Raw genomic sequence first — 24,195 nt, 5'->3', positions numbered from 1 at the left:
GTTTGCGGGGCGATGCATTTGCAGGCAGTTCATTCCCCGGCGTCCTGACATCTGGCGGCTGGCGCGCGCAACGCTTGAAACTGTGCCTCGCAAAATAGGCGCATAGTTGTGATTTAGCGTCAATATCTGGACAATTTACCTTCTTTTACGGCAAACTCGCCGCCATGACGACTCAACGAACCAGCCGCGCAGCGGCCAAATCGGTCCCCAGTCCGCAGCCGCACGTGCTGGTTTTGCACGGCCCCAATCTCAATCTGCTGGGCAGCCGCGAGCCCAGGCACTACGGCCTCGCTACGCTCGACGACATCAACCGCACGCTGGTCAGCCGCGGCAAGACCGCCGGGGCACAGGTCGAAACCTTCCAGAACAACCACGAAGGCGGCCTGATCGACCGCATCCACCAGGCCGCGCACGACCACGTCGACTTCATCGTCATCAATCCGGCAGGCTACACCCACACCAGCGTCGCGCTGCGCGATGCGCTGGCGGCCACCGCCATCCCGTTCGTCGAAATTCATCTTTCCAACATTTACGCGCGCGAAACCTTCCGCCATCATTCGTATTTTTCCGACCTCGCCGTCGGCGTGGTGTCCGGCCTGGGCGCATACGGTTACGAGCTGGCGCTGGAATACGCACTGCACCACCTCCAAAACAGGACGCCTCATGGATCTTAGAAAACTGAAAAAGCTCATCGACCTGGTCGAAGCCTCCGGCATCACCGAGCTGGAAATCACCGAGGGCGAGGAAAAAGTCCGCATTGCCAAAAACATTGCGGGCGCGCCGATGATGATGGCGCACGCCTCCCACATGATGCATGCAGCCGCCCCGGCGGCGCTGCCCGCCCCGCCAGAGACGGCCGCCCCGGCGGAAGACGCCGTGCCCGAAGGCCACATCGTGCGTTCGCCCATGGTCGGCACCTTCTACCGGGCGCCGTCCCCCGGCTCCAAGAACTTTTCCGAAGTCGGCCAGAGCGTGAATGCCGGCGATACGCTGTGCATCATCGAAGCGATGAAGCTCCTGAACGAAATCGAATCGGACCAGAGCGGCGTCATCAAGGCCATCCTGGTCGAAAATGGCCAGCCGGTGGAATACGGCGAGCCGCTGTTTGTTATTGCGTAAGGAGTCAGGCGTAAGGCGTCAGGCGCGACCGCGCTCACACCTCTCCCCTCACCCCTCACCGAGCCTCACACCAACATGTTTGAAAAAATCCTCATCGCCAACCGCGGCGAAATCGCCCTGCGCATCCAGCGTGCCTGCCGTGAAATGGGCATCAAAACGGTCGCCGTGTATTCCGAGGCCGACCGCGACGCCAAGTATGTGAAGCTGGCCGATGAATCGGTGTGCATCGGCCCTGCGCCGTCGGCGCAGAGCTATCTGCATGTGCCGTCGATCATCGCCGCGGCCGAAGTCACCGACGCCGAGGCGATTCATCCCGGCTATGGCTTCCTGTCCGAAAACGCCAACTTTGCCGAGCGCGTCGAGTCGTCCGGTTTCGCCTTCATCGGCCCGCGCCCCGACAACATCCGCCTGATGGGCGACAAGGTGGCGGCCAAGCAGGCGATGCTGGACGCCAAGGTGCCATGCGTACCCGGCTCCGAGGGCGCCCTGACGGACGACCCCGATGAGATCGTCAAGACCGCCGCGCGCGTCGGCTACCCGGTCATCATCAAGGCGGCAGGCGGCGGCGGCGGGCGCGGCATGCGCGTGGTGCATACCGAAGCCGCGCTGCTGAATGCGGTGTCCATGACCAAAACCGAAGCCGGCACCGCTTTCGGCAACCCCATGGTGTACCTGGAAAAATTCCTGCAGACGCCGCGCCATATCGAGATTCAGATCCTCGCCGACGAACACGGCAACGCGGTGCACCTGGGCGAACGCGACTGCTCGATGCAGCGCCGCCACCAGAAAGTGCTGGAAGAAGCGCCCGCGCCCGGACTCGACCCCCGGCTCCGCGACAAGATCGGCGAGCGCTGCGCCGAGGCCTGCCGCAAAATCGGCTATCGCGGCGCCGGCACCTTCGAGTTCCTCTTCGAAAACGGCGAGTTCTACTTCATCGAAATGAACACGCGGGTGCAGGTCGAACACCCGGTCACCGAATTCATCACCGGCATCGACATCGTACAGACGCAAATCCGTGTCGCCGCCGGCGAAAAACTGCCGTGGAAGCAGAAGGACATCGAGTTTCGCGGCCACGCCATCGAGTGTCGCATCAATGCCGAGCACCCCTCCACCTTCGTCCCCAGCCCCGGCAAGCTGACCAACTACCATGCGCCCGGCGGCCCCGGCATCCGCGTCGACTCGCACGTCTACCACGGCTATTACGTACCGCCACACTACGACTCGATGATCGGCAAGGTGATCGCCTACGGCGACACCCGCGACCAGGCCATCGCCCGTATGCGCGGCGCGCTGGTGGAAATGGTGATCGAAGGCATCCAGAGCAACATCCCGCTGCACCAGGACCTGCTGAACGACGCTGCCTTCATCGCCGGCGGCACCAGTATTCATTATCTGGAACACAAGCTGGCGGGGGAAAAAATTGGGTGAGGCGTGAGGAGTAAGAGGTGAGGTGTTGCCATGCCGACGCTTTACCGCCAACCCCGCCTCTCACGCCTAACCCCTAACACCTCACTTCAAATATGCCCTGGCAATCCGTCCGCCTCCTCGTCGATTCCAAACAGGCCGAACTGCTGTCCGATGCGCTGATGGAAGCCGGCGCGCTGTCGGTGTCGCTGGAAGACGCCGACGCCGGCACCGCGGATGAAACGCCGCTGTTCGGCGAACCGGATTACCCGACTGCCGAACTGTGGCCGCACAGCATTGCGCTGGTGTTGCTGGAGGAACACGCCGATGTCGCGAAGATTCTGGCAGCCGCGGCAAACCAGGCCGGAATCCCCGTCCCCGGCGAATACACCATCGAAACCGTGGCCGAACAGGATTGGGTGCGCCTCACCCAGTCGCAATTCGACCCCATTCCGATCTCGCCGCGGCTGTGGATCGTGCCGACCTGGCACGAGGCACCCGACAGCAGTGCGATCAATCTCAAGCTCGATCCCGGCCTCGCTTTCGGCACCGGCAGCCACCCCACCACGCGGCTGTGCCTGCGCTGGCTCGACCAACATCTCGCCGGTGGCGAAACGCTGCTGGACTACGGCTGCGGCTCCGGCATCCTCGCCATTGCCGCCGCCAGGCTCGGCGCGACGCGGGTCGACGGCGTCGACATCGACGCGCAGGCAGTCACCGCCTCGCGCGACAACGCGACGCTGAACGGCGTCGCCGCACACGTCTACCTGCCCGGCGAACTCGCGCCGGGGCAGTACGATGTCGTCGTCGCCAACATCCTCACCAACCCGCTCAAGGGCATGGCGCCGCTGCTCGCGGGCCGGGTCCGCCCGGGCGGGCGGTTGGTGCTGTCCGGCATTCTGGCCGAGCAGGCCGACGAGGTGATGGCGGTCTACCGCGAGTGGTTTGTTTTCGATCCGCCCGCAATCGACGACGGCTGGGTACGCCTGGCCGGCACCAAAAAGTGACTTACCGCACCACCTGCCCGCAATGCGTCAGCGTGTTCCGCCTCGGGGCGGACAAGCTCGATGCTGCGCAGGGCTGGGTGCAGTGCGGCGTGTGCGGCGCCGCCTTCGATGCACGCCCGAGCCTGCTGCTGGAGAACGGCTCGCCGCTGCCCCCGATGGCCGAGCCCGAACCCGTAAAAGTGCCCGCGTCGCCGGAAGCCGCGCCGTCCGCCGGGCTTGAGGCAGCCGGGGCCACGCCCGCCATGGCTGCGGAGACGCCAGAGGCCGTTCCTGGCACGGAAGACGTCGCGATCACCGACATCCCGCGCGGGATCGCCCAGCGCGAAGTGTCGCTCGACCTGCCGTCGATCATCCTCATCGATCCCGATGTTCAGATGTCGGACGATCCCGGACCGTTGCCGCAATTCCACCCGGTGCCCGCCTACCCCTCCGCATCGGCGGCACCCGCGTACCCCTTCATCCCGGTCGCCCCCGAGGCGGCCCGCCCGCCTGCGGCACGCGTCGAATACGCAAGCCCGCGGCCCGGTACGGCACACCTCCCGGCAGCGCCGCGCCGCATCAAGCCCTGGGCGTGGGGCGTAGCCAGCGCGCTGCTGCTGGTGCTGCTGCTGGCGCAGTCCACCTACTTCCTGCGCGACACCCTGATCAGCCGGCTGCCGCAGACCCGCTCCGCATTCGAGCAGGCCTGCGCCGTGCTCGGCTGCACCCTTTCCCTGCCGAAAAACCTGGCGCTGCTGCAGATCGTCGGCTCCGACCTGAAAACCGAAGCCGGCGGCCGCCTGAGTCTTACCCTCACCCTCGGCAATCGCGCCGGCCATGCCCAGGCCTGGCCGGTATTCGAGCTCACGCTCACCGACCTGCGGGATCGTCCCATCGCGCGACGCAGCTTCGCCCCCAGCGAGTATCTTGACGACGCGCGTCGCATCGAGGCCGGCATTCCAGCCCAAAGCGAACAGACGCTGAAATTCGAACTCGCCACGCGCAACCTCGCGGCCGCCGGCTTCAAGATCAGGCCGCACTATTGATCTTGAAGGGGGCTGGTCGCCCCGGGGCTTCTTCGGTATAGTCCGCGTTCCCGTTGCGGGAGAGCGCATGCACCGCATGCCGCCGAAGGCGTAACCCACCCGGAATCGCTCAGGCAAAAAGGACCGCAACGCCGGGGCGCATCTTAGTCGACGCACCCCAAGAACACTCTGGAGAGCGCGGTTTTCAAAACCGCCACCGAAGGGGCAGCGGCGCATCGCCCAGTGCGCCGTAATCTCTCAGGTACCAAGGACAGAGGGGTGAAGCGAATCCGCGCTTCACCCTTTTTTATTTTTGGTGGCAAGAGCCTGTTTCAATAGAAATCATGTCCCGCGTTGAGACCAGAATCGGATGGATGCAAGGCGCAGCGCGCCGGCAAGGGCCATCCCCTTGCCAAGCGCTGCAACACCGCAGACGCCGATTCCGGTCTCAACCCGGAGGGCCGCTTGCCTGCGGGCGCATGGCCGTGTCGCGGCTCGCTCATTTGGAACAACCGAACTTCGCTCCCCGCGCCTTGCCCTGCATCCCGCAAGCAAGCGGCGCGGGACGTGATTTCTATTGAAACAGGCTCTATATGCTCAAACAAACTCCGCTCAATGCCCTGCACCGCGAACTCGGCGCCAAAATGGTCGACTTCGGCGGCTGGGACATGCCGGTGAACTACGGCTCGCAGATCGAGGAACACCACGTCGTTCGCCGCGACTGCGGCCTGTTCGACGTCTCCCACATGCTGCCGCTCGATATCCGCGGCGCCAACGTGCGCCCCTTCCTGCGCCGACTGGTGGCGAACAATGTCGACAAGCAGCAGGTATCCGGCAAGGCGCTGTATTCCTGCATGCTGAACGAAGCCGGCGGCGTAATCGACGACCTCATCATCTATTTCATGGATGAATCCTGGTTCCGTCTGGTAGTCAACGCCGGCACCGCGGAGAAGGATCTCGCGTGGATCGAGCAGTGCAACACCGATTGGGACATGGGGCTCACGCTCATCCCGCGCCGCGATCTGGCGACGATCGCGATCCAGGGGCCGGATGCAACCCGGGTGCTGAATGAAGCACTGCCCGGTGTCGACAGCCTCACCGCCAGCCTCAAACCCTTCAGCGCCGCCGCCATGGGCGAAATGCTCATCGCCCGCACCGGTTACACCGGCGAGAACGGTTTCGAGGCGATGGTGCTGGCGAAATCCGCACCTTTTTTCTGGAAGGCGCTGATGGAAGCGGGCGGCAAGCCGATTGGTCTCGGCGCGCGCGACACCCTGCGGCTCGAAGCCGGGATGAACCTGTACGGTCAGGACATGAACGAAACCACCTCGCCACTGGAATCGGGCCTGGCATGGACGGTGGACCTGAAGACCGAACGCGATTTCGTCGGCCGCAAGGCGCTGGAATCGAGCGAAGTCACGCAGCAGCTTGTCGGCCTCCTGCTGCTCGACAAGGGCGTGCTGCGCAGTCACCAGAAGGTCAGCACGAAAAATGGTGAAGGTGAAATCACCTCCGGCACCTTCTCGCCTACACTGCAGCAATCCATCGCGCTCGCCCGCATCCCGCTCGGCATCGCTCCGGGCGCGGAAGTCGAGGTCGAGATCCGCGACAAGAAACTGCGCGCGAGGGTGGTTAAGTATCCGTTCGTGCGCAACGGCAAGGTATTGATCTAGGAGGGGTCAGGATTCAGGGGCCAGGGATCAGGGAAAAGCGCGGTGCAACCGCGCCTTCCCTGAATCCTGAATCCTGAGCCCTGATCCCTGGAATACAACGCGACCAGGAACACACAAAATGAATATCCCCGCTGACCTCAAATACACCCCCAGCCACGAATGGGTGCGCGTCGAAGCCGACGGCACGCTGACTGTGGGCATCACCCACCACGCGCAGGACCTGCTCGGCGACATGGTGTTCATCGAAACCCCCGCCACCGGCCGCACGCTGGTCAAGGGCGAGGAATGCGCGGTGGTCGAGTCGGTGAAGGCCGCATCCGACATCTACGCTCCGGTCGCCGGCGAAGTCATCGCCGCCAACGCCGAAGCCGAAGCCAGCCCCGAGTCGGTGAACCAGGACGCCTACGCCGCGTGGATGTTCAAGATGAAGCCCGCCAATCCGGCCGACGTCGCCGGATTGCTGGATGCCGCTGCGTACCGGAAGCTGGTCGAATCGGAAGCCCATTGATGACGGTGAGGCGTGAGGGGTAAGGCGTCAGGAACCCCTCTTGCGCCAGCGCGCATTCCTCACCCCTAACCCCTGTCACCTCACCCGAATAAAATGCCCTTCATTCCCCACACCCCTGAAGACGTCTCCACCATGCTCGGCGCCATCGGTGCCGCCAGCATCGAGGCGCTGTTCGACGAAATCCCACCTGCGCTGAAAACCGGCAAGCTGCGTGACGTACCGGACGGCCTGCCCGAAATGGCGGTGGCGCGGCTGATGCAGGAACGCGCATCGCAGGACGGCTTCTGGTCAAACTTCATCGGCGCCGGCGTCTACGAGCACCACATCCCCGCGGCGATCTGGCAGATCGTCACCCGCGGTGAGTTCTATTCCGCCTACACGCCGTATCAGGCCGAAGCCTCGCAAGGCACGCTGCAACTGATCTACGAATATCAGACCATGATGACCCGGCTGACCGGGCTCGACGTATCGAATGCATCGCTCTACGACGGCGCATCCGCCTTGGCTGAGGCGGCGCTGATGGCGGTCCGCTCGCACAAGACTTCGCGCCGCGTACTGGTGCCGAAAACGGTGCACCCGATCTACCGTCGCGTAGCCCACACTACGGTGAAGAATCAGGGCATCGAACTGGTCGAGCTTGAATTCGATTCTACAACCGGCAAGACCGTGCTGCCGGCCGATCCCGGTAGCTTCGCCGGCCTGGCCATCCCGCAGCCCAATTTCTTCGGCGTACTGGAAGACGTACACGCGATGACCGACTGGGCACATGCGAATAACGCCCTGGCCATCGCGCTGGTTAACCCGACCACACTGGCGGTACTGGAAGCGCCGGGTCAATGGGGCACGAAAGGTGCCGATATCGCAGTCGGCGAAGGCCAGCCATTGGGCGCACCGATGGCTTCGGGTGGCCCCTATTTCGGCTTCATGTGCTGCCGCCAGGAATTCGTGCGGCAGATGCCCGGTCGCATCGTCGGCCGCACCGTCGACCTCGACGGCAAGCCGGGTTTCACGCTGACGCTGCAGGCGCGCGAGCAGCATATCCGCCGCTCCAAGGCCACCTCGAACATCTGCACCAACCAGGGACTGGTGGTCACCGCGGCGACGCAGTACATGGCCCTGCTGGGGCCACAGGGTCTGGCGAAAGTGGCGTCTGTCAGCCATGCCGGCACGATAGCGTTGGCCGACAGGCTGGCGGCGATTCCCAACGTGGCGCGCGCATTTGCCAGCCCCTTCTTCCACGAAGTGGTGCTGAAGCTCAACGACAGTGCCAAGGACGTGTTGCGCGCCCTGCGCGCGCAGGGCATCCTCGGCGGCCTCGATATTTCAGGCTGGTATCCCGAACTCGGCCAGGCAATCCTGGTGTGCGTCACCGAAACCAAGACCGCAGCGGATCTCGACCACTACGTACAGCAAATGGAACGTATCCTGTCGAAGCGGCGCGAAGCGCCGCCGTGTGCCTACAAAAGCTAACGGGGGCGACGCATGAGTGAGATGAGAGACAAGCAGTTCTGGGATATAACCGACTCATTCATTCAATTGGCCAATACCCATTTGAACGAAGTGAAGCCCAGCCGGGTCAGCGCATGCGCGCTGTTTGCCGCGTCGAGATTCAATGCCTTCGTCATCACGGCGGCGGCGGGGAGCAAGGAACAGATGATGGCCGAGAAGGAAGCTGCGATCGCCTATTTTCTGAGCCAGTACGAAAAAATGCTGCGCGAGAATCTGGATGAGCACCTGGCTCGCCACGACCAGCCCGGTAATGAGTGAGACCTGAACGGATCGGGCACAATTACCGATGCGCCTGATATCTGACTGATTTTTCAAGGAGAGCAAACATGGCAGTGACTTTAGGCGGTACCCCCATCGACGTGTCCGGCAGCTTCCCCAAGGTGGGTGACGCCGCGCCCGATTTCAAGCTGGTCAACAAGGATCTGGCCGACGTCTCGCTGGCCGATTTCGCCGGCAAGAAAAAGATTCTCAACATCGTGCCCAGCCTCGACACCCCGGTATGCGCGATCTCGACCAGGAAATTCAACGACGCCGCGGTCGGCAACACCGCTGTGCTGATCGTCTCGGCCGACCTGCCGTTCGCGATGAGCCGTTTCTGCGGCGCCGAGAGCACCAACAACGTCACCACGCTGTCGACCATGCGCGGTGCCGAATTCATGAAGAACTACGGTGTCGCCATCACCAGCGGCCCGCTCGCCGGCATCACCGCACGCGCCGTGATCGTGCTGGACGAGAACAACAAGGTGCTCTACACCGAGCTCGTTCCCGACATCAAGCAGGAACCGAATTACGAGGCCGCATTGGCCGCATTGAAATAAATTTGTGAGGCGTGAGGGGAAAGGGGTAAGGAACGGTTGCGAGACCACATCGCGCCTGCCCTGCCCCACTCCTTACCCCTCACCCTTCACGCCTTACGTCTATCCACCATGCTGATATTCGACCATTCCCGTCCCGGCCGCACCGCCGCCGCCCAATTGCCTGTCGCCGGCGGCAGTCTCGACGACCTGCCCGCAGCGCTGTGCCGCACGAACGCGCCGGCGCTACCGGAAGTCTCCGAGCTCGACGTAGTGCGTCATTACACGCGCCTATCGCAAAAGAACTTCTCGATCGACACGCAGTTCTACCCGCTCGGCTCGTGCACCATGAAGTACAACCCGCGCGCGTGCAACTCGCTGGCGATGCTGCCGCAATTCCTCACACGTCACCCGGCGAGCCCGGACGAGACCGGCCAGGGTTTCCTCGCCAGCATGTTCGAACTGCAGGAAATACTGAAGGACGTGACCGGCATGGCCGGCGTGTCGATGGCGCCGATGGCCGGCGCCCACGGCGAGTTCGCCGGGGTGGCGATGATCCGCGCCTACCACGATGCGCGCGGCGACACCGCGCGGCGCGAAATCATCGTGCCGGACGCGGCCCACGGCACCAACCCGGCGACCGCGACCATGTGCGGCTACACGGTGAAAGAAATCCCCACCGACGCGACCGGCAGCGTCGACCTTGCCACCTTGCGCGCCGCGGTCGGCCCGCACACCGCCGGCCTGATGCTGACCAACCCGTCGACGCTGGGCGTGTTCGAAAAGACCATCGCCGACATCCAGAAAATCGTCCACGACGCCGGCGGCCTGCTCTATTACGACGGTGCCAACCTCAACGCCATCCTCGGCAAGGTGCGCCCCGGCGACATGGGCTTCGATGTCATCCACGTGAATTTGCACAAGACCTTTTCCACCCCGCACGGCGGCGGTGGGCCGGGCGCGGGGCCGGTGGGCGTGGCCGAGCGCCTGCTGCCCTTCATGCCGATTCCGCTGGTACTGAACGAGAACGGTTTTTACCGGCTGGCGACCGAGGCCGACCTGCCGCAGTCGATCGGCCGCATGTCGGCCAACATGGGCAATGCCGGCGTACTGATGCGCGCCTATGTCTACGCGCGCCTGCTGGGCGGCGAAGGCATGCAGCGCGTCGCCGAATACGCCACCCTCAACGCCAATTATCTGATGGCTAAACTGCGCGAAGCCGGTTTCGATCTCGCCTTCCCCGAGCGCCGCGCCAGCCACGAATTCATCGTCACGCTGAAAAAGCTGAAGGATGCCACCGGAGTTTCCGCAATGGACTTCGCCAAGCGCCTGCTCGACTATGGCTACCACGCGCCGACCACCTACTTCCCGATGCTGGTGCCCGAGTGCCTGCTGATCGAGCCGACCGAGACCGAGAGCCGCGAGACGATCGATGGCTTTGTCGAGGCGATGATCACGATCAAGCACGAAGCCGAAACCCACCCCGAGCTGGTGAAGGGGGCGCCCTACAACCTGCCGGTGCGGCGGTTGGACGACGTCCGGGCGGCGCGCGAACTCGATCTCGCCTACAAGCCCGTAGCATGAGCGATCCCGCCAGCCCGTTCAAGGGCAAGATCGGCCTGCAGCGCGTGCTCAACGCGGTGGGCTATTCGTGGGCCGGGCTCACGGCGGCTTTCCGGCACGAGGACGCGTTTCGCCAGGAAGTATTTCTGGCGCTGCTGCTGGTTCCGCTGGCGCTCTACCTGGGAGAAACCGGAATCGAACGCGCGCTGATGATCGGTGCCGTGCTGGGCGTGCTGATCGTCGAATTGCTGAATTCGGCGGTCGAGGCCGCAGTCGACCGCATCTCGCTGGAGCGCCACCTGCTCATCAAGCGCGCCAAGGACATGGGCAGCGCCGCAGTGATGATCGCACTTGTCAACGTCGCGGCGGTATGGACGCTGGTTCTGCTGGGCTGAATCGGGCCGACCCTAACAAAAATCGTGCCAATTATGCGCCGCACCCTAAAGTTGCAGCGCGCTTAGCCGGAATACATGGGGTATCCATTTTTAAGCAGCCCCGTGAACCTCAAACCCGTCTTCCTTCTGCTCGCCCTGTGCCATACCGCTTCCGCCGCAGCGCTCGGGCTGGGCGAGATCGGCGTGCGCTCGCATCTGGGCCAGCCGCTGCACGCCACCGTCGCCCTCCTGGGCGCCCCGGCAGAAACAACGGCGGCCTGCTTCAGTCTTGAGGCAAGCGAGGATGGCATCGCACCGCCCCCGCGCGCGCAGCTGGACATCCAGCAGTCCGGCACCCAGGCCCTGCTGCATATCCGCACCCTGCAGCCGGTCAATGATCCAATTGCGCAGTTTGCGCTGGTTTCCGACTGCGAAGTACGTTTGCGACGCGACTACGTGGTGTTGCTCGATCCGCCCGCGCCGGTCACGCCCGCCATCAGCCAGGACGCGCCTGCTGCCGTCACGCCGACGGCTGCCGCTCCCGTCGCAGCGATGCCTGCACCACGCACCAGCCGGCCCCAGCGCAAGACCCGGCGCGCGCCTGCCGCCTCACGCCCGTCAGCCGTTCGCGCGCCCCAACCTGCTGCGGCACCGCTCGCCCAGGCCGGCACCGCACCGCATCTGGTGCTGTCCGGGAAACGCAACATCCCCCGCATGGCCGATGCGCCACTTGCCCCGCAGCTCGATGCCAACCTGCCGGGCCTGGCGCCCCCGCACCCCGCAAGCCTGACCGCCACTGAACTGTCAGACGAAAACACCGCGCTTTCCCGCAAGCTTGCGCATCTGGAGGCGCAGCTGGCCGCGTTGCAGCAGCGCTATGCGGAACTCGAAACCCGGCAGGCCGCCGCGCCCGCGATGATCACGCCGCCGCCCGAACAGCCCGCGCAATGGCCCCTGTATCTCCTGATCGCCGGCTTGCTCGCTGCAGGGATTGCACTGGTCGCCTGGCTGCTGCGCCGCAATCGCCCCCAACATTCCATTTTTTTGGATGACGCGTCCCGGACGCAGCCCGATGCGATGCCGATGACACTCTCCGACATCACCTCCGGGCTCCAGGCTGAACCGCTGTCCATGCCCCAACGAATGCCCGAAATCGCCCCGCCTCCACACAGCGAAGGCACCGAAGTCAAGGAAGACATCCTCGATCAGGCCGAAGTGTTCATGGCCCACGGCCATGGCGATCTTGCGATTCACCTGCTGCAGGAACACCTGCGCGAAGCGCCGACCGAATCTCCCGTGCCCTGGCTGCTGCTACTCGATCTGCTGCACCGTGACGGGGATCTGAATGGGTATGCCGCCGCCAGCGCAGAGTGCCGCAGTTATTTCAACATCAACCTCACGGGACACCCAATTTCCCAGGACAGCGAAACCGGCCAGGGGCTGGAAGCCTACCCGCATCTGCTGGAGGCACTGGTGGACGTGTGGAACACGCCGGAGATCACCGCATTCTTCCATGACCTGATCTACGACGATCGCGGGGGCTCGCGGGCGGGCTTCGAACCGGGCGCCTACCGCGACATACTGCTGTTGCGGGAAATCGCGCAGGACACCCTGCCACTCGCCGCCTGAACGGCCTGCGTATAATCCCCGCTGTCGCTTTCAACCCATCCCCATCATGCGCACCCTCATCTGCGGTTCCCTCGCCTTCGACTCCATCATGGTGTTCCAGGACCACTTCGAGCACCATATCCTGCCGGACAAGGTCCACATGCTGAACGTGTCCTTCCTGGTGCCGGAGATGCGGCGCGAGTTCGGCGGCTGCGCCGGTAACATCGCATACAACCTCAAGCTGCTGGGCGGCGAGCCGCTGATCATGGCGACCGTAGGCGATGACTTCAGCGCCTACGCCGAACGCCTCGACGATTATGCGATTTCGCGCGACTACATCCGTCATGTTGCCGGCACCTACACCGCGCAGGCCTTCATCACCACCGACCTCGCCGATAACCAGATCACCGCCTTCCACCCCGGCGCGATGAATTACGCGCACGAGAACGACGTGCGCCAGGTACCGGACGTCAAGCTCGGCATCGTCTCGCCGGACGGCCGCGACGGCATGCTGCGCCACGTGCGCGGCTTTCACGAAGCCGGGGTGCCATGCGTATTCGACCCCGGCCAGGGCATGCCGCTGTTTTCCGGCGAGGAACTGCTGGAGTGCGTCCACAAGTCCAGCTACGTCATCCTCAACGACTACGAAGCCGAGCTGCTGCAGGCACGCACCGGAGAAAACCTGGCCACGCTGGCGCGTCATGTCGAGGCACTGATCGTGACGCGCGGCGCCGAAGGTTCGGTGATCCACACAACAGGCAAACCGATCGACATCCCGGCCACGCGCCCCGCCGCGATCCTCGACCCCACCGGCTGCGGCGACGCCTATCGCAGCGGCATCCTGTACGGCATCACCCACGGCCTCGATTGGGAAACCTCGGGGCGTCTGGGCAGTCTCATGGGAGCGATCAAGATCGCCCAGCGCGGCGGACAGAACCACCGCCCCGGTCGTGACGCGATCGCCAGTGAATTCCATGCCCAGTTTGGCTATTATTACGAATAGAGATAGAGGAGCCCGTCATGAACAAACCCTTTGCAGTCGCACTCATTGCCGCCGGCAGCCTGCTGCTGGCAGGCTGCCCGGCAGGCCTGGGCGGCAAGGATTACAGCCGCAGCCAGGCGCGCACCGCGCAGGAAGTGCAGATGGGCATCGTGGAGTCGGTGCGCGAAGTGAACATTGAAGGCACCAAGACACCGATCGGCGCGGGCGCGGGCGCGGTGGTCGGCGGCGTGGCCGGCAGCACGGTCGGCAGTGGCCGCGGCAGCGTGGTCGGTACGGCGGTAGGCGCGGTGCTGGGCGGGCTCGGCGGCGCGGCAACGGAAGAGGCCGTGACCCGCCAGAAAGGCGTGGAGATCACCGTCAAACTCGATTCGGGGCGGCTGCTCGCCATCACCCAGGCCGCCGACGAGCAGTTCCGCGTAGGCGACCGCGTGCGCGTGCTGTCGGGCGGCGGTGTGACGCGCGTCTCGCATTGAAATGACGGCCGACACGAAAAGTTTCCCGTCATTGCTGCGTAACCTGAACCTCACACCGGGTTAACACCCGGCTGGGCGCGATGGTGTGCGGCGAACCGGTATGGGATTCCGATTTCAACACCGCCGACCTGCCGATGCTGCTGCCGATGGCGCAACTCAACCGCAGCGATACCCGCCGCCTCATCGGATGAGCGTGGTTGTTGCCGATTTATCGGCTTTAGTGCATGGCTGTTGCTGCTATAGCAGCTTTACAGACATGGCCTCCTCCCCACGAGGGCAACCACGGCCTGCCTCTTGCGGGTAGCGCTTTACAATGCGGGGGTGAATTTTTCCCGTCTGCCCGTTTTTCTTCGCCGCGCCCTCCGCATCGGTCTGCTGGCGCCGCACCTCGCGTGGGGGGTGGCGATGGCCGGACTGGCGTTTCCCCTGTTCAACTCCGCACAACGCGACCGCTTCATCATGGCCTGGTCGCGGCGCCTGCTCAGGGTGCTCGGGGTGCGGGTACGGACGACACCTGCGCCCAGCCTGCCGGGAGGCGCACTGCTGGTGTGCAACCACGTGTCGTGGCTGGATATTTATCTGATCTACGCCGCCCGGCGCGTGCATTTCGTTTCGAAATCCGAGGTGCGCGCGTGGCCGGTGGCGGGCTGGCTGGCGCACAAGACCGGCACCTTGTTTCTCGAACGCGGCCGTCGCGCCGATACCGCGCGCGTCAACACCGAAATGCGCGCACTGATGCAGTCCGGCGCCTGGGTAGCGGTGTTCCCCGAAGGCACCACCAGCGACGGACGCGGGTTGCGGCGCTTTCTGCCGTCGCTGCTGCAGCCCGCGGTCGAACTGAACTGCCCGATCGTGCCGGCCGCCCTGCACTACCGCTCGCTGGACAACGCCTACAGCGCCGCCCCCGCCTACATCGACGAAATGAGCCTGTGGCAGAGCCTCATGCGGATCGTCGGCGAACCCGGCCTCATCGCCAAACTGCAGTTCGGTGAGCCTATCCTGCCGAACGGCCACCGGCGCGATCTCGCCGCGCAAGCCGAACGGGCGGTAAGCGTTCTGCTGGGACTCAGGCCTTCGGCGTCCGAACCTGCGGACACGGCACCGCAAATACCTGCCGGTCCTCCAGCCTGATTGCGGTGAGGTGGCCGCCCCACAGGCAGCCGGTATCCAGCGCGATCAAGTCACTACGGTTGATCAGCCCGAGCGTCGACCAGTGGCCGATGACGATCGTCGCCGCGGCACTCTTGCGCCCCGGCACCGCGAACCAGGGCAGCCAGCCGGCCGGCTGCGTGCCGGGCGCGCCCTTGTGGTGGAATTCCATCTCGCCTTCCGCCGAACAGTAGCGCAGTCGGGTGAAGGCGTTGACAATCACGCGCAGGCGCTCGATGCCCTGCAGATCGTCGTCCCACGCGATCGGCGTGTTGCCGTACATCTGCGCAAAAAAATCGCGGTAATGCGCGCCCTGCAACATCGCCTCGGCTTCCGCCGCCCGCTGCATCGTATCGTCCAGCGTCCAGCCCGGCAGCACCCCCGCATGCACCATCAGCCAATCGCCCTCGCGCCAGGCCAGCTTCTGCCGACGCAGCCAGGCCAGCAGCTCGTCGCGGTCGGGGGCGGTCAGGATGTCATCCAGCGTGTCGCCCTTGTGCGCGCGGCCAAACCCCTCGGCCAGCATCAGCAGGTGCAAATCGTGATTGCCGAGCACGCTGATGGCGGCATTCCCCAGGCTTTTGACAAACCGCAGCACCGCCAGCGACTCCGGCCCACGGTTGACCAGATCGCCGACAAACCATAGCCGGTCGGCCACCGGGTCGAATTTCAGTTCATCCAGCAAATGCAGCAAGGAGGTTTGGCACCCCTGAAGATCGCCAATGGCATAGGTGGGCATATAAAATACGGTTTCGTCTGTTTGCTATGTTGCCCTGCATCATAGCGCTCCCGCCCGAACCCCACGTGACACCCCCTGCATGAAATCCTTTCTATGAAACCTGTTATCCGCCTGTTTTTCAAAACCCTGCGCGTCATTCTTGGCCCGTTCCTGCTGCTGGGAAACTGGCTTACGCAACCCAAAGGCATCGTGCGCCCGGAAGCCGGGCAGCAGGCCATCGACGCGCGCACGCGAAATCTCGCGCTGTATCATTTCCCCACCTGCCCGTTCTGCCTGAAAACCCGGCGCACGATTCGGCGGCTGTCGCTCAAGATCGAGCTACGCGACGCCAAGCACAACGCCGCCCATCGCGATGCCCTGATCGCCGGCGGTGGCAAGCCGCAGGTGCCCTGCCTGCAGATCACCGACGACAACGGCCGGCAAACCTGGCTCTACGAATCGGATGCCATCAATGCATATCTCAACCGCGAATTCGGCGACTCACCTGCCGCATGAGCCTGGTTGCCGCATTGAACCCGCCGCAGCGCGAAGCGGCGAAGTACCTCGACGGCCCGCTGCTGGTGCTGGCCGGCGCCGGCTCCGGCAAGACCCGCGTGATCACCCACAAGATCGCCTACCTGATCGGCGAATGCGGCTACAAGCCCAGCTCGATCGCCGCCATCACCTTCACCAACAAGGCGGCGCGCGAGATGCAGGATCGTGCCGCCAAGCTGACGCAGGGGGTGAACACCAAGGGGCTGATTGTCACCACCTTCCATTCGATGGGCCTGCGGATGCTGCGCGAGGACGCGAAGTTTGCCGAGCTGAAACCGGCTTTTTCGATTCTCGATTCGGCCGACGCAGCGGGGATCGTTTCGGAAATCATCAAGACCACCGACAAGCAGGAAATCCGCCGCGCGGTGTCGCGTATCTCGCTATGGAAAAATGAGCTGAAGTCGCCCGCTGCTGCGTTGCAAACCGCCGAGGACGACAACGCACGCGTCTACGCCAAGATCTACGACCGCTATGATGCGACGCTGCGCGCGTATCAGGCGGTCGATTTCGACGATCTGATCCGCCTGCCTGCCGAGCTGCTGGATACCCACGCCGAGCTGCGCGAGAAGTGGCAAAACCGCTTGCGCCACATTCTGGTCGACGAATATCAGGACACCAACATCGCGCAATACCGGCTGCTGCAAAAGCTCACCGGCGTGCGCGCGGCGTTCACCGCGGTCGGCGACGACGACCAGGCGATCTACGGCTGGCGCGGTGCGTCGGCTGATAACCTGAAGCAGCTGCGCGAAGACTATCCGCATCTGCACCTGGTCAAGCTGGAACAGAATTACCGTTCAAGCGTGCGCATCCTGAAAGCCGCCAACAGCCTGATCGCCAACAACCCCAAACTGTTCGAGAAACGCCTGTGGAGCGATCTCGGTCTCGGCGATGCCATTCAGGTGATGCCCACGCGCGACGACGAACACGAGGCCGAATCGGTGGTGATGCGCCTGTTGTCGCACAAATTCCAGCACCGCACCGAGTGGCGCGACTACGCCATCCTGTATCGCGGCAACTACCAGGCGCGCGTGTTCGAGAAGGCGCTGCGCAACGAAAAAGTGCCCTATCAGCTGTCCGGCGGGCAGTCGTTCTTCGACCGCGCCGAAATCAAGGACGTGATCGCCTACCTGCGCCTGATCGCCAACAGCGACGACGACCCGGCCTTCATCCGTGCCGTCACCACGCCCAAGCGCGGCATCGGCGCCGCCACCCTGGAAAAGCTTGGCCAGGTCGCCGCCACCCTGCATGTGAGTCTGTTTGAAGCCGTCTTTTCGGCTGCCGCCGTGTCGCAAATCGGCGAGCGCCAGCTGGCGCCGCTGCTCGAATTCTGCAACTTCATCAACCGCTTCGAGGAGCGGATCACCCGCGAGCCGGCGGGCGAGGTGCTGAACGACCTGCTGAAATCGATCGACTACGAGATTTATGTATTCGACCAGGACGACGCGCGTGCGGCCCAGAACAAATGGAACAACGTGCTCGAATTTGCCGCCTGGATCGCCAAGAAAGGCGAGGAAGACGACAAGAATCTGCTGCAACTCACCCAGACCATCGCGCTGATCACCCTGCTCGAAGGCCGCGAGGAGACCGAGCCCGACGCGGTGCGGCTGTCCACCCTGCATGCCGCCAAGGGACTGGAATTCGGCCATGTGTTTCTGGTCGGCGTGGAAGAGAACATCCTGCCGCACCGCGACGCGGTCGATGAAGGTCGCCTGGAAGAGGAACGTCGCCTGATGTACGTCGGCGTCACCCGCGCGAAAAAATCGCTCACGCTGTCGTATTGCGCACGGCGCAAACGCGCGTGCGAATCGGTCGCCTGCGACCCCTCGCGCTTTATCGACGAACTCGGCGACGACGTACGCCAGCCCGAGAAACCCTCCGACGCGGCCGCCAAAGCCAACGGCAGTGACCGGCTGGCCGCGCTGAAGGCGATGCTGGGGTAAAACCTGGCGTTCCATCTATTAACGGTGCTGGGAAATCGCTGTTGAAAATTGCACAGGCGGGTAAAATTAGGGCTCGCTGGCTGCAAGTGGTTACAGGCATCATGTGTTGAAACGATGATGCAGTGATCGGCGCTGAATCCCCCTGCCAAGCCGAGCGGATTGCCCGTCCCCCATATTTCCCGCCCCGGCCGACGGCGCGGCCGCAGGCAAAAGCGGCGACGTACGCGTGATCTATTTCAATGGCTATGTCACTGTTGGCTGTTGATTTATGTCTTGCCCCCTCCGATGAAGTTCTTATTTTGCGGCATCTCGCAGGCGACCCCGTGGGAGCGGCTTTAGCCGCGATGCGCCGCAAGGCGCAAAGAGCAAATGCTCGCCAAGGTCTTGCCGCGCCACCTTTGCGGGCTACCGCCCGCATCGCGGCTAAAGCCATTTCGGGGCTGGCCAACACCAACAAATAACGGTGAAAGAGCCATTTCAATCTTAACGGGCGGGAAGTCGTGCTGCTGGTAATGCTGTATGCCAAATCAGAACGCGGCAACGTGACGACCGCCGAAATCGAAAAGGTGCCGTGACATGGACATCGAGAAAATCGCAAAAGCCATCGAGACCGATGCCGGCTGCGTGCAGCCGGCATCGGCCATGTGACCACGCCAGAACGGGGCTGTCTCAGGCCGCATTCGCCGAGCGCATCAAACGCCGGTGGCAACGCTACGCGACTGGGAGCAGGGGCGTTTCGCGCCTCCAGGGGGAGTGCCATGCCTGATGTGGCTGATCAAGCGCCACCCGGGGCTGAGCGGCGAACTGGCGGCTTGATTATCATTTATCGTAAAACAATGTGAGCGGCCCCTTTGATTCACCTTTGATTCTTCATTTCGACATGCAAATTGCACCGGGAACCATAGTTGGCGGCAAGGTTGTCGTAGAGGGCCTCTCTCTGCCAGAGGGCACGGTCGTGACCGTCCTCGCTCGGGGTGACGAGATCGCCGTGCGACGCCCGCCACAACAGGAAGCCGAACTTCTCGATGCTCTGGACGAGGCTGACCGCGAGGAAGGCATTTCTGCCGACGAACTGTTCGCAAGGATGTCGAGGCCGCCTTGGCCTTACTCGTTGAAGAACCTGGTATTGGCACCAAAATTAATATCGCGCGCTTCGATATGGTTCGCAGGTTGTATCACCCGAATTCGCCACTTCATTTACTACCGCGTCCGCGGAGAATTTCTGGAGGTTGTCGCGTTCTGGCACTAGCCGTGAAGCAGGGCCGTCGCTATGACGCCAAATCCTGCGGCCCAGCGGACGCTACGCAAGGCCGTGTTGCGTGAAATAAGCCCTGTAGCCGGATTAGCGTCAATCGGTGCGCGAACTGACAGGCTGCTGCGATTTACCGCGCTTGAGTCGCCGATATAGGGTGTTGCGGCTGATTCCGAGGCGCCGAGCGGCTTCCGATATGTTGCCTCCCGACGATCCGACCGCCTGGACGATCATCGCGTCGGACAAAACCCGCAGGTTCTCCGTGGCCGGCGTTTCCGGCGGGCATGGGCGAGGCGATTGACTCCGCAGCTCCCCGAGCAGGTCGTCGGGCAGATGGCGCCAGGTGATGATCGTTTCGCCTTCGTCGAGCAGCGCGCAAGCCGTGCGGATGGCGTTGCACAGTTGACGCAGATTGCCGGGCCAGGGGTGGTCGGCGAAGTGAGGCGCCAGCACGGCGTCCAGCGCGAGTCCCCTCCCCGGCCCCTCTTCCTCGATCAGCCGGGCAACGAGGACGGAAAAATCGCTGCGCTCGCGCAGGGCGGGCAGCGCCAGCGTCAGGCCATTGATCCGGTAGTAGAGGTCGGAGCGGAATCGGCCGGCGTCCATTTCGGTCTTCAGGTTTCTGTGCGTCGCGCAGATCAGCGCGAAGTCCACCGCTATCGGCCGGCCGCCGCCAAGCGGCGTGACCTTGCGCTCATGCAATACGCACAGCAGGCGTGCCTGCATCGCCAGCGGCATGTCGCCGATTTCATCGAGGAACAAGGTGCCGCCGTGGGCCTCGCGAATGCGGCCGGGCGATCCTTCGCGGCGGGCGCCGGTAAATGCACCGGGGGCATAGCCGAAGAGTTCGGCCTCGATCAGGGTTTCCGGCAGGGCGGCGCAATTCACCGCGACGAATGGCTTGCCGTGGTGCGGCCCCGATTCGTGCAGGGCGCGGACGAACAATCCCTTGCCGACGCCCGATTCGCCGAGCAGCAGCAGCGGGATCGGTTTGCCCAGCACTTTGCTTGCCCGCTCGATGGCGACCCTCATGCGCGCATCGCCGGTATTGAGGATGGCGAGCTTGTCCGGAATCGGGCTGGGGCGCTTTGGCGCCGGCGCAACGGCCCGCAGATGCCGCGCCGGTTCGACGCGCACGAACAGCCGCCCGCTCCGCTGGCGATTGACCAGTCGCGGCTGGCTGGAATGCTGACGGCCCCAGTCGACCAGGTCGGTCAGGCGCATGTCGAGCACCCGTTCGAGCGGGGTTGCGCCGAGATCGGCGGTGGCCAAGCCCAGCAGCGCCAGCCCCGCCTGGTTGGCGCCGACGATCCAGCCGTCTTCCGACAGCGCCACAACGCCTTCCGCCACGGTGCCGATGCCCTCGGCGAGCGGGTGGAAGCGAAGGCGGACGCTGTCGCCGTGACGGGCGTCGAATAGCCGGTTCTCGACCATTTGCGCCGCTGCGCGCACCAGGCCGAAGGTATGGGGATGGCAGCTGCGCTGCTCGCCCGATATGTCGAGCACGCCGAGCAGCCGTCCATCCGGCGCGACCACCGGCGCGGCCGCGCAGGTGAGGAAGGCATTGCGTTCGAGATAGTGCTCGGCGCCATGGATGACGACCGGCGCGCCCTCGGCCAGCGCCGTGCCGATGGCATTGGTGCCGCGATAACGTTCGAGCCAGGAGGCGCCCGGCATCAGCGCCACGCGTTCGGCGCGCTTCAGGAAGTCGATGTCGCCAAGCGCCTGCAGCAGCACGCCGCGTTCGTCCGCCAGGATCCCCATGCAGCCCGAACCGCGTATCTGCCCGTGCAGGTATTCCATCACCGGCCGGGCGTGGGCGATGAGCTCTTGCTGGCGTTCGACGGTGCGCTCAAGCTCGATAGCGGAAAGATGCGGCGTTTCGCCGAGCCGTCCGATCGGTGCCAGTCCAGTATCGAAGCTGCGACGCCACGAGCGCGCCACCAGATCGCCAACCAGGCCGCCCGGCAGTTCGCCGCGCTCGAGCAGCATGCGGCGGGCGTGATGCAGGGCCGCGCTTCCGGTTCCTCCAGATGCCATGGGTTTTCCTTGGGTATTCGGCGCCATCGGGCGGCGTCCTGTATTCGGACACTATAGGGATTCGCCTGCGCGGCGCAAGACAAAGTCGGGATAAATGGAAAGACTGTGTCATTTCGTGACAGTGCCACGCGTTGGCGCAGGGTATGGCGTGACACCCGGCATCGCGTCGGCAACACAAATACTCTATATTTCATGAACTTGGCGTCGCCGTCAGCGTGGGCACGTATTCTGCTGAGTGATAGGTTGGCTTGGCCCGCTGGGCTTTTGACAACCATTCACAATATCGAGGAGATATTCATGATTTATGCCGTACCCGGCGCCGCCGGCGCCAAAGTTCAGTTCAAGGCCCAATACGACAACTTCATCGGCGGCAAGTGGGTGCCGCCGGTCAAGGGCGAGTACTTCGACGTCGTCACACCGATCTCCGGCAAGGTCTTCACCAAGGCCGCCCGCTCGGGTGCCGAAGACATCGAGCTGGCGCTGGACGCCGCCCACGCTGCCGCCGACCAATGGGGACGCACCGCCCCCGCCGACCGCGCAAACGTCCTCCTCAGAATCGCCGATCGTCTGGAACAGAACCTGGAACTGCTGGCTTATGCCGAAACCGTCGACAATGGCAAGCCGATCCGCGAAACGCTGAACGCCGACATTCCGCTGACCATAGACCATTTCCGCTACTTCGCCGGCTGTATGCGCGCCCAGGAAGGCGCGCTCAGCGATCTCGACGAAAACACCGTCGCCTATCACTTCCATGAACCGCTGGGCGTGGTCGGCCAGATCATTCCGTGGAATTTCCCGATCCTGATGGCGGCCTGGAAACTGGCGCCGGCAATCGTCGCCGGCAACTGCGTGGTCCTAAAGCCTGCCGAGTCGACCCCGGTCAGCATCATGGTCATGGCCGAACTGATCGCCGATCTGCTCCCCCCCGGCGTTCTCAATATCGTCAACGGCTTTGGCCGCGAAGCCGGTATGCCGCTCGCTACCAGCAAGCGCATCGCCAAGATCGCCTTCACCGGCTCCACCTCCACCGGCCGGGTGATCGCCCAGGCCGCTGCCAACAACCTGATTCCGGCGACGCTGGAACTGGGCGGCAAATCGCCCAACATCTTCTTCGCCGATATCGCCGATGCCGACGACGACTTTTTCGACAAGGCCATCGAAGGCCTGGTGCTGTTCGCCTTCAACCAGGGCGAAGTGTGCACCTGCCCGTCGCGTGCGCTGATCCACGAATCCATTTACAACAAGTTCATGGCGCGCGTCCTCGAGCGCGTCAAGGCCATCAAGCAGAGCAACCCGCTCGATACCGACACCATGGTCGGCGCCCAGGCCTCCCAGGAACAGATGACCAAGATCATGTCCTATCTCGATCTCGGCCGGCAGGAAGGCGCCGAGTTGCTGATCGGCGGTGCGCGCGCAGTGCTGGAAGGCGATCTGGCCGACGGCTATTACATCCAGCCGACCCTGTTCAAGGGCCACAACAAGATGCGCATTTTCCAGGAAGAAATCTTCGGGCCGGTGCTCGCCGTGACCACCTTCAAGACCGAAGCGGAAGCCCTCGAAATCGCCAACGACTCGCTCTATGGCCTGGGTGCCGGCGTCTGGACGCGCGATGGCAATACCGCCTACCGCATGGGCCGCGCCATCAAGGCGGGCCGCGTGTGGACCAACTGTTACCACGCCTATCCCGCACACGCCACCTTCGGCGGCTACAAAGAATCCGGGATCGGCCGCGAAACGCACAAGATAATGCTCGACCACTATCAGCAGACCAAGAACCTGCTGGTCAGCTACAGCCCTAAGAAGCTGGGCTTCTTCTGAGCAGAATCGCCTCGCGCGCTTACTGTAAGCATTTCAGAGGCGGGCAACCGCCTCTTTTTATGGGAGAAAACCATGGTTGAAAAAGTCGTTGCCACGGATGCGGCCCTGGCGTTAATCGAACGGCTGAAGAAACAACACGGCCCGCTGATGTTTCATCAATCCGGCGGGTGCTGCGACAACAGCGCGGCCAATTGTTTCCTGCCGGGCGAGATCACCACCGGCGCCGGCGACGTGCTGCTCGGCGAAATCGGCGGCTGCCCGTTCTATATCGGAAGGTCGCAATACGCGTACTGGAAACACACGCAACTCATCATCGACGTGATCGAAGGCCGCGGCGGCACGTTCTCGCTCGAAGGGCCGGAAGGCCTTGCCTTCCACACCCGCTCGCGCGTTTTCAACGCCACCGAGCTTGCCGAATTGGGGGAACAGGAAACAGACTCCGGCCAGATGCCGCCGCAAAGCGCCCAATAAAAAGGGGCGCCCATGCAGAGCGCCCCGGCTTCCTTCTGAGAAATAGAATGTAGCGGTTGTAGGCCCGCTCGCCATGGCTGGCGGTATCGAGACCTTCGCGTTCCTGTTCTTCGCTGACGCGCAGGCCGATGGCCATGTCGATCAGCTTGAACAGCACCAGGCTGACGACGTCCGACCAAGCGATGGTCATGAGCGCGTCGGTGGCCTGGGCCA

The 24,195-nt window shown here is 63.8% G+C and carries 25 protein-coding genes and 2 riboswitches; of the genes, 22 read left to right on the top strand and 3 right to left on the bottom strand.

From position 1 onward, the window contains the following. Positions 1–164 precede the first annotated feature (164 nt). From aroQ to ACZ41T_RS10660, 16 genes are all read left to right on the top strand, one after another. Positions 165–674, top strand: coding sequence for a type II 3-dehydroquinate dehydratase (aroQ, locus tag ACZ41T_RS10735; RefSeq protein ID WP_464921389.1), 510 nt, complete (start codon positions 165–167; stop codon positions 672–674). Next, a complete protein-coding gene (gene accB, locus ACZ41T_RS10730; RefSeq protein ID WP_464921388.1) occupies positions 664–1,119 on the top strand; it encodes an acetyl-CoA carboxylase biotin carboxyl carrier protein in 456 nt (151 codons plus the stop codon). The genes aroQ and accB overlap by 11 nt, the downstream gene beginning before the upstream one ends. 75 nt (positions 1,120–1,194) lie before the next feature. After that, positions 1,195–2,547 carry an acetyl-CoA carboxylase biotin carboxylase subunit gene (gene accC / locus ACZ41T_RS10725; RefSeq protein ID WP_464921387.1) on the top strand — a complete coding sequence of 451 codons (1,353 nt, stop codon included), beginning with the start codon at positions 1,195–1,197 and terminating at the stop codon, positions 2,545–2,547. Positions 2,548–2,639: 92 nt separating this feature from the next. Further along, the gene (gene prmA / locus ACZ41T_RS10720) at positions 2,640–3,530 is read left to right on the top strand and encodes a 50S ribosomal protein L11 methyltransferase (protein WP_464921386.1); all 891 of its coding nucleotides are present in this window, start codon (positions 2,640–2,642) and stop codon (positions 3,528–3,530) included. After that, positions 3,527–4,555, top strand: a complete 1,029-nt coding sequence (locus ACZ41T_RS10715) for a zinc-ribbon and DUF3426 domain-containing protein (protein WP_464921385.1) — start codon at positions 3,527–3,529, stop codon at positions 4,553–4,555. The genes prmA and ACZ41T_RS10715 overlap by 4 nt, the downstream gene beginning before the upstream one ends. Positions 4,556–4,601: 46 nt before the next feature. Beyond that, positions 4,602–4,691, top strand: a riboswitch (glycine riboswitch). 22 nt (positions 4,692–4,713) lie between these two features. Beyond that, positions 4,714–4,819, top strand: a riboswitch (glycine riboswitch). Positions 4,820–5,127: 308 nt separating this feature from the next. Continuing rightward, positions 5,128–6,207: a glycine cleavage system aminomethyltransferase GcvT gene (gcvT, locus tag ACZ41T_RS10710; protein ID WP_464921384.1), complete on the top strand. Its 1,080-nt coding sequence runs from the start codon at positions 5,128–5,130 to the stop codon at positions 6,205–6,207. A gap of 118 nt (positions 6,208–6,325) precedes the next feature. After that, positions 6,326–6,715: a glycine cleavage system protein GcvH gene (gcvH, locus tag ACZ41T_RS10705; RefSeq protein ID WP_464921383.1), complete on the top strand. Its 390-nt coding sequence runs from the start codon at positions 6,326–6,328 to the stop codon at positions 6,713–6,715. Between the two features lie 93 nt (positions 6,716–6,808). Continuing rightward, complete coding sequence (gene gcvPA, locus ACZ41T_RS10700) at positions 6,809–8,185, top strand: aminomethyl-transferring glycine dehydrogenase subunit GcvPA (RefSeq protein WP_464921382.1); 1,377 nt, start codon at positions 6,809–6,811, stop codon at positions 8,183–8,185. Between the two features lie 12 nt (positions 8,186–8,197). Beyond that, complete coding sequence (locus tag ACZ41T_RS10695) at positions 8,198–8,482, top strand: DUF3144 domain-containing protein (protein WP_464921381.1); 285 nt, start codon at positions 8,198–8,200, stop codon at positions 8,480–8,482. 68 nt (positions 8,483–8,550) lie between these two features. Beyond that, complete coding sequence (gene tpx, locus ACZ41T_RS10690) at positions 8,551–9,042, top strand: thiol peroxidase (RefSeq protein ID WP_464921380.1); 492 nt, start codon at positions 8,551–8,553, stop codon at positions 9,040–9,042. Positions 9,043–9,150: 108 nt separating this feature from the next. After that, the gene (gcvPB, locus tag ACZ41T_RS10685) at positions 9,151–10,602 is read left to right on the top strand and encodes an aminomethyl-transferring glycine dehydrogenase subunit GcvPB (protein ID WP_464921379.1); all 1,452 of its coding nucleotides are present in this window, start codon (positions 9,151–9,153) and stop codon (positions 10,600–10,602) included. Further along, positions 10,599–10,976 carry a diacylglycerol kinase gene (locus tag ACZ41T_RS10680; protein ID WP_464921378.1) on the top strand — a complete coding sequence of 126 codons (378 nt, stop codon included), beginning with the start codon at positions 10,599–10,601 and terminating at the stop codon, positions 10,974–10,976. The genes gcvPB and ACZ41T_RS10680 overlap by 4 nt, the downstream gene beginning before the upstream one ends. Before the next feature lie 102 nt (positions 10,977–11,078). After that, positions 11,079–12,584 carry a type IV pilus assembly protein FimV gene (locus tag ACZ41T_RS10675; protein ID WP_464921377.1) on the top strand — a complete coding sequence of 502 codons (1,506 nt, stop codon included), beginning with the start codon at positions 11,079–11,081 and terminating at the stop codon, positions 12,582–12,584. A 46-nt stretch (positions 12,585–12,630) separates the two neighbouring features. Further along, positions 12,631–13,566 (top strand): carbohydrate kinase family protein, encoded by a 936-nt coding sequence (locus ACZ41T_RS10670; protein WP_464921376.1) that lies wholly within the window; start codon positions 12,631–12,633, stop codon positions 13,564–13,566. Positions 13,567–13,583: 17 nt separating this feature from the next. Then, complete coding sequence (locus ACZ41T_RS10665; protein WP_464921375.1) at positions 13,584–14,039, top strand: outer membrane lipoprotein; 456 nt, start codon at positions 13,584–13,586, stop codon at positions 14,037–14,039. Positions 14,040–14,360: 321 nt separating this feature from the next. Beyond that, positions 14,361–15,170 (top strand): lysophospholipid acyltransferase family protein, encoded by an 810-nt coding sequence (locus ACZ41T_RS10660; RefSeq protein WP_464921374.1) that lies wholly within the window; start codon positions 14,361–14,363, stop codon positions 15,168–15,170. Here ACZ41T_RS10660 and ACZ41T_RS10655 read toward each other — a convergent pair. Next, complete coding sequence (locus ACZ41T_RS10655; RefSeq protein WP_464921373.1) at positions 15,106–15,927, bottom strand: symmetrical bis(5'-nucleosyl)-tetraphosphatase; 822 nt, start codon at positions 15,925–15,927, stop codon at positions 15,106–15,108. The genes ACZ41T_RS10660 and ACZ41T_RS10655 overlap by 65 nt on opposite strands. 93 nt (positions 15,928–16,020) lie before the next feature. Here ACZ41T_RS10655 and ACZ41T_RS10650 point away from each other — a divergent pair, with 93 nt between their 5' ends. The 4 genes from ACZ41T_RS10650 (at position 16,021) to ACZ41T_RS10635 (ending at position 19,650) form a co-directional block, all read left to right on the top strand. Further along, entirely contained in the window at positions 16,021–16,422 is a 402-nt protein-coding gene (locus ACZ41T_RS10650; RefSeq protein ID WP_464921372.1) for a glutaredoxin family protein, read from the top strand. Next, positions 16,419–18,401, top strand: coding sequence for a UvrD-helicase domain-containing protein (locus tag ACZ41T_RS10645; RefSeq protein WP_464921371.1), 1,983 nt, complete (start codon positions 16,419–16,421; stop codon positions 18,399–18,401). Before ACZ41T_RS10650 ends, ACZ41T_RS10645 begins: the two co-directional genes overlap by 4 nt. A 239-nt stretch (positions 18,402–18,640) precedes the next feature. Further along, the gene (locus tag ACZ41T_RS10640; RefSeq protein ID WP_464921370.1) at positions 18,641–18,862 is read left to right on the top strand and encodes a hypothetical protein; all 222 of its coding nucleotides are present in this window, start codon (positions 18,641–18,643) and stop codon (positions 18,860–18,862) included. A 419-nt stretch (positions 18,863–19,281) separates the two neighbouring features. Further along, positions 19,282–19,650, top strand: a complete 369-nt coding sequence (locus ACZ41T_RS10635; RefSeq protein ID WP_464921369.1) for a hypothetical protein — start codon at positions 19,282–19,284, stop codon at positions 19,648–19,650. Positions 19,651–19,749: 99 nt separating this feature from the next. On the opposite strand, the gene ACZ41T_RS10630 is transcribed toward ACZ41T_RS10635, so the two are convergent. Continuing rightward, a complete protein-coding gene (locus ACZ41T_RS10630) occupies positions 19,750–21,693 on the bottom strand; it encodes a sigma-54-dependent Fis family transcriptional regulator (protein ID WP_464921368.1) in 1,944 nt (647 codons plus the stop codon). Positions 21,694–21,990: 297 nt separating this feature from the next. Here ACZ41T_RS10630 and adh point away from each other — a divergent pair, with 297 nt between their 5' ends. Together adh and ACZ41T_RS10620 are read left to right on the top strand one after the other, a co-directional pair. Further along, positions 21,991–23,511 carry an aldehyde dehydrogenase gene (gene adh, locus ACZ41T_RS10625; RefSeq protein ID WP_464921367.1) on the top strand — a complete coding sequence of 507 codons (1,521 nt, stop codon included), beginning with the start codon at positions 21,991–21,993 and terminating at the stop codon, positions 23,509–23,511. Positions 23,512–23,583: 72 nt separating this feature from the next. Next, the gene (locus ACZ41T_RS10620) at positions 23,584–23,982 is read left to right on the top strand and encodes a DUF779 domain-containing protein (RefSeq protein WP_464921366.1); all 399 of its coding nucleotides are present in this window, start codon (positions 23,584–23,586) and stop codon (positions 23,980–23,982) included. On the opposite strand, the gene ACZ41T_RS10615 is transcribed toward ACZ41T_RS10620, so the two are convergent. Next, positions 23,906–24,172 carry a hypothetical protein gene (locus ACZ41T_RS10615; protein WP_464923961.1) on the bottom strand — a complete coding sequence of 89 codons (267 nt, stop codon included), beginning with the start codon at positions 24,170–24,172 and terminating at the stop codon, positions 23,906–23,908. The genes ACZ41T_RS10620 and ACZ41T_RS10615 overlap by 77 nt on opposite strands. Positions 24,173–24,195 lie beyond the last annotated feature (23 nt).

It is taken from the genome of Thiobacillus thiophilus (genome assembly GCF_055378705.1).
This window is presented reverse-complemented; position numbering and strand designations above follow the sequence as displayed.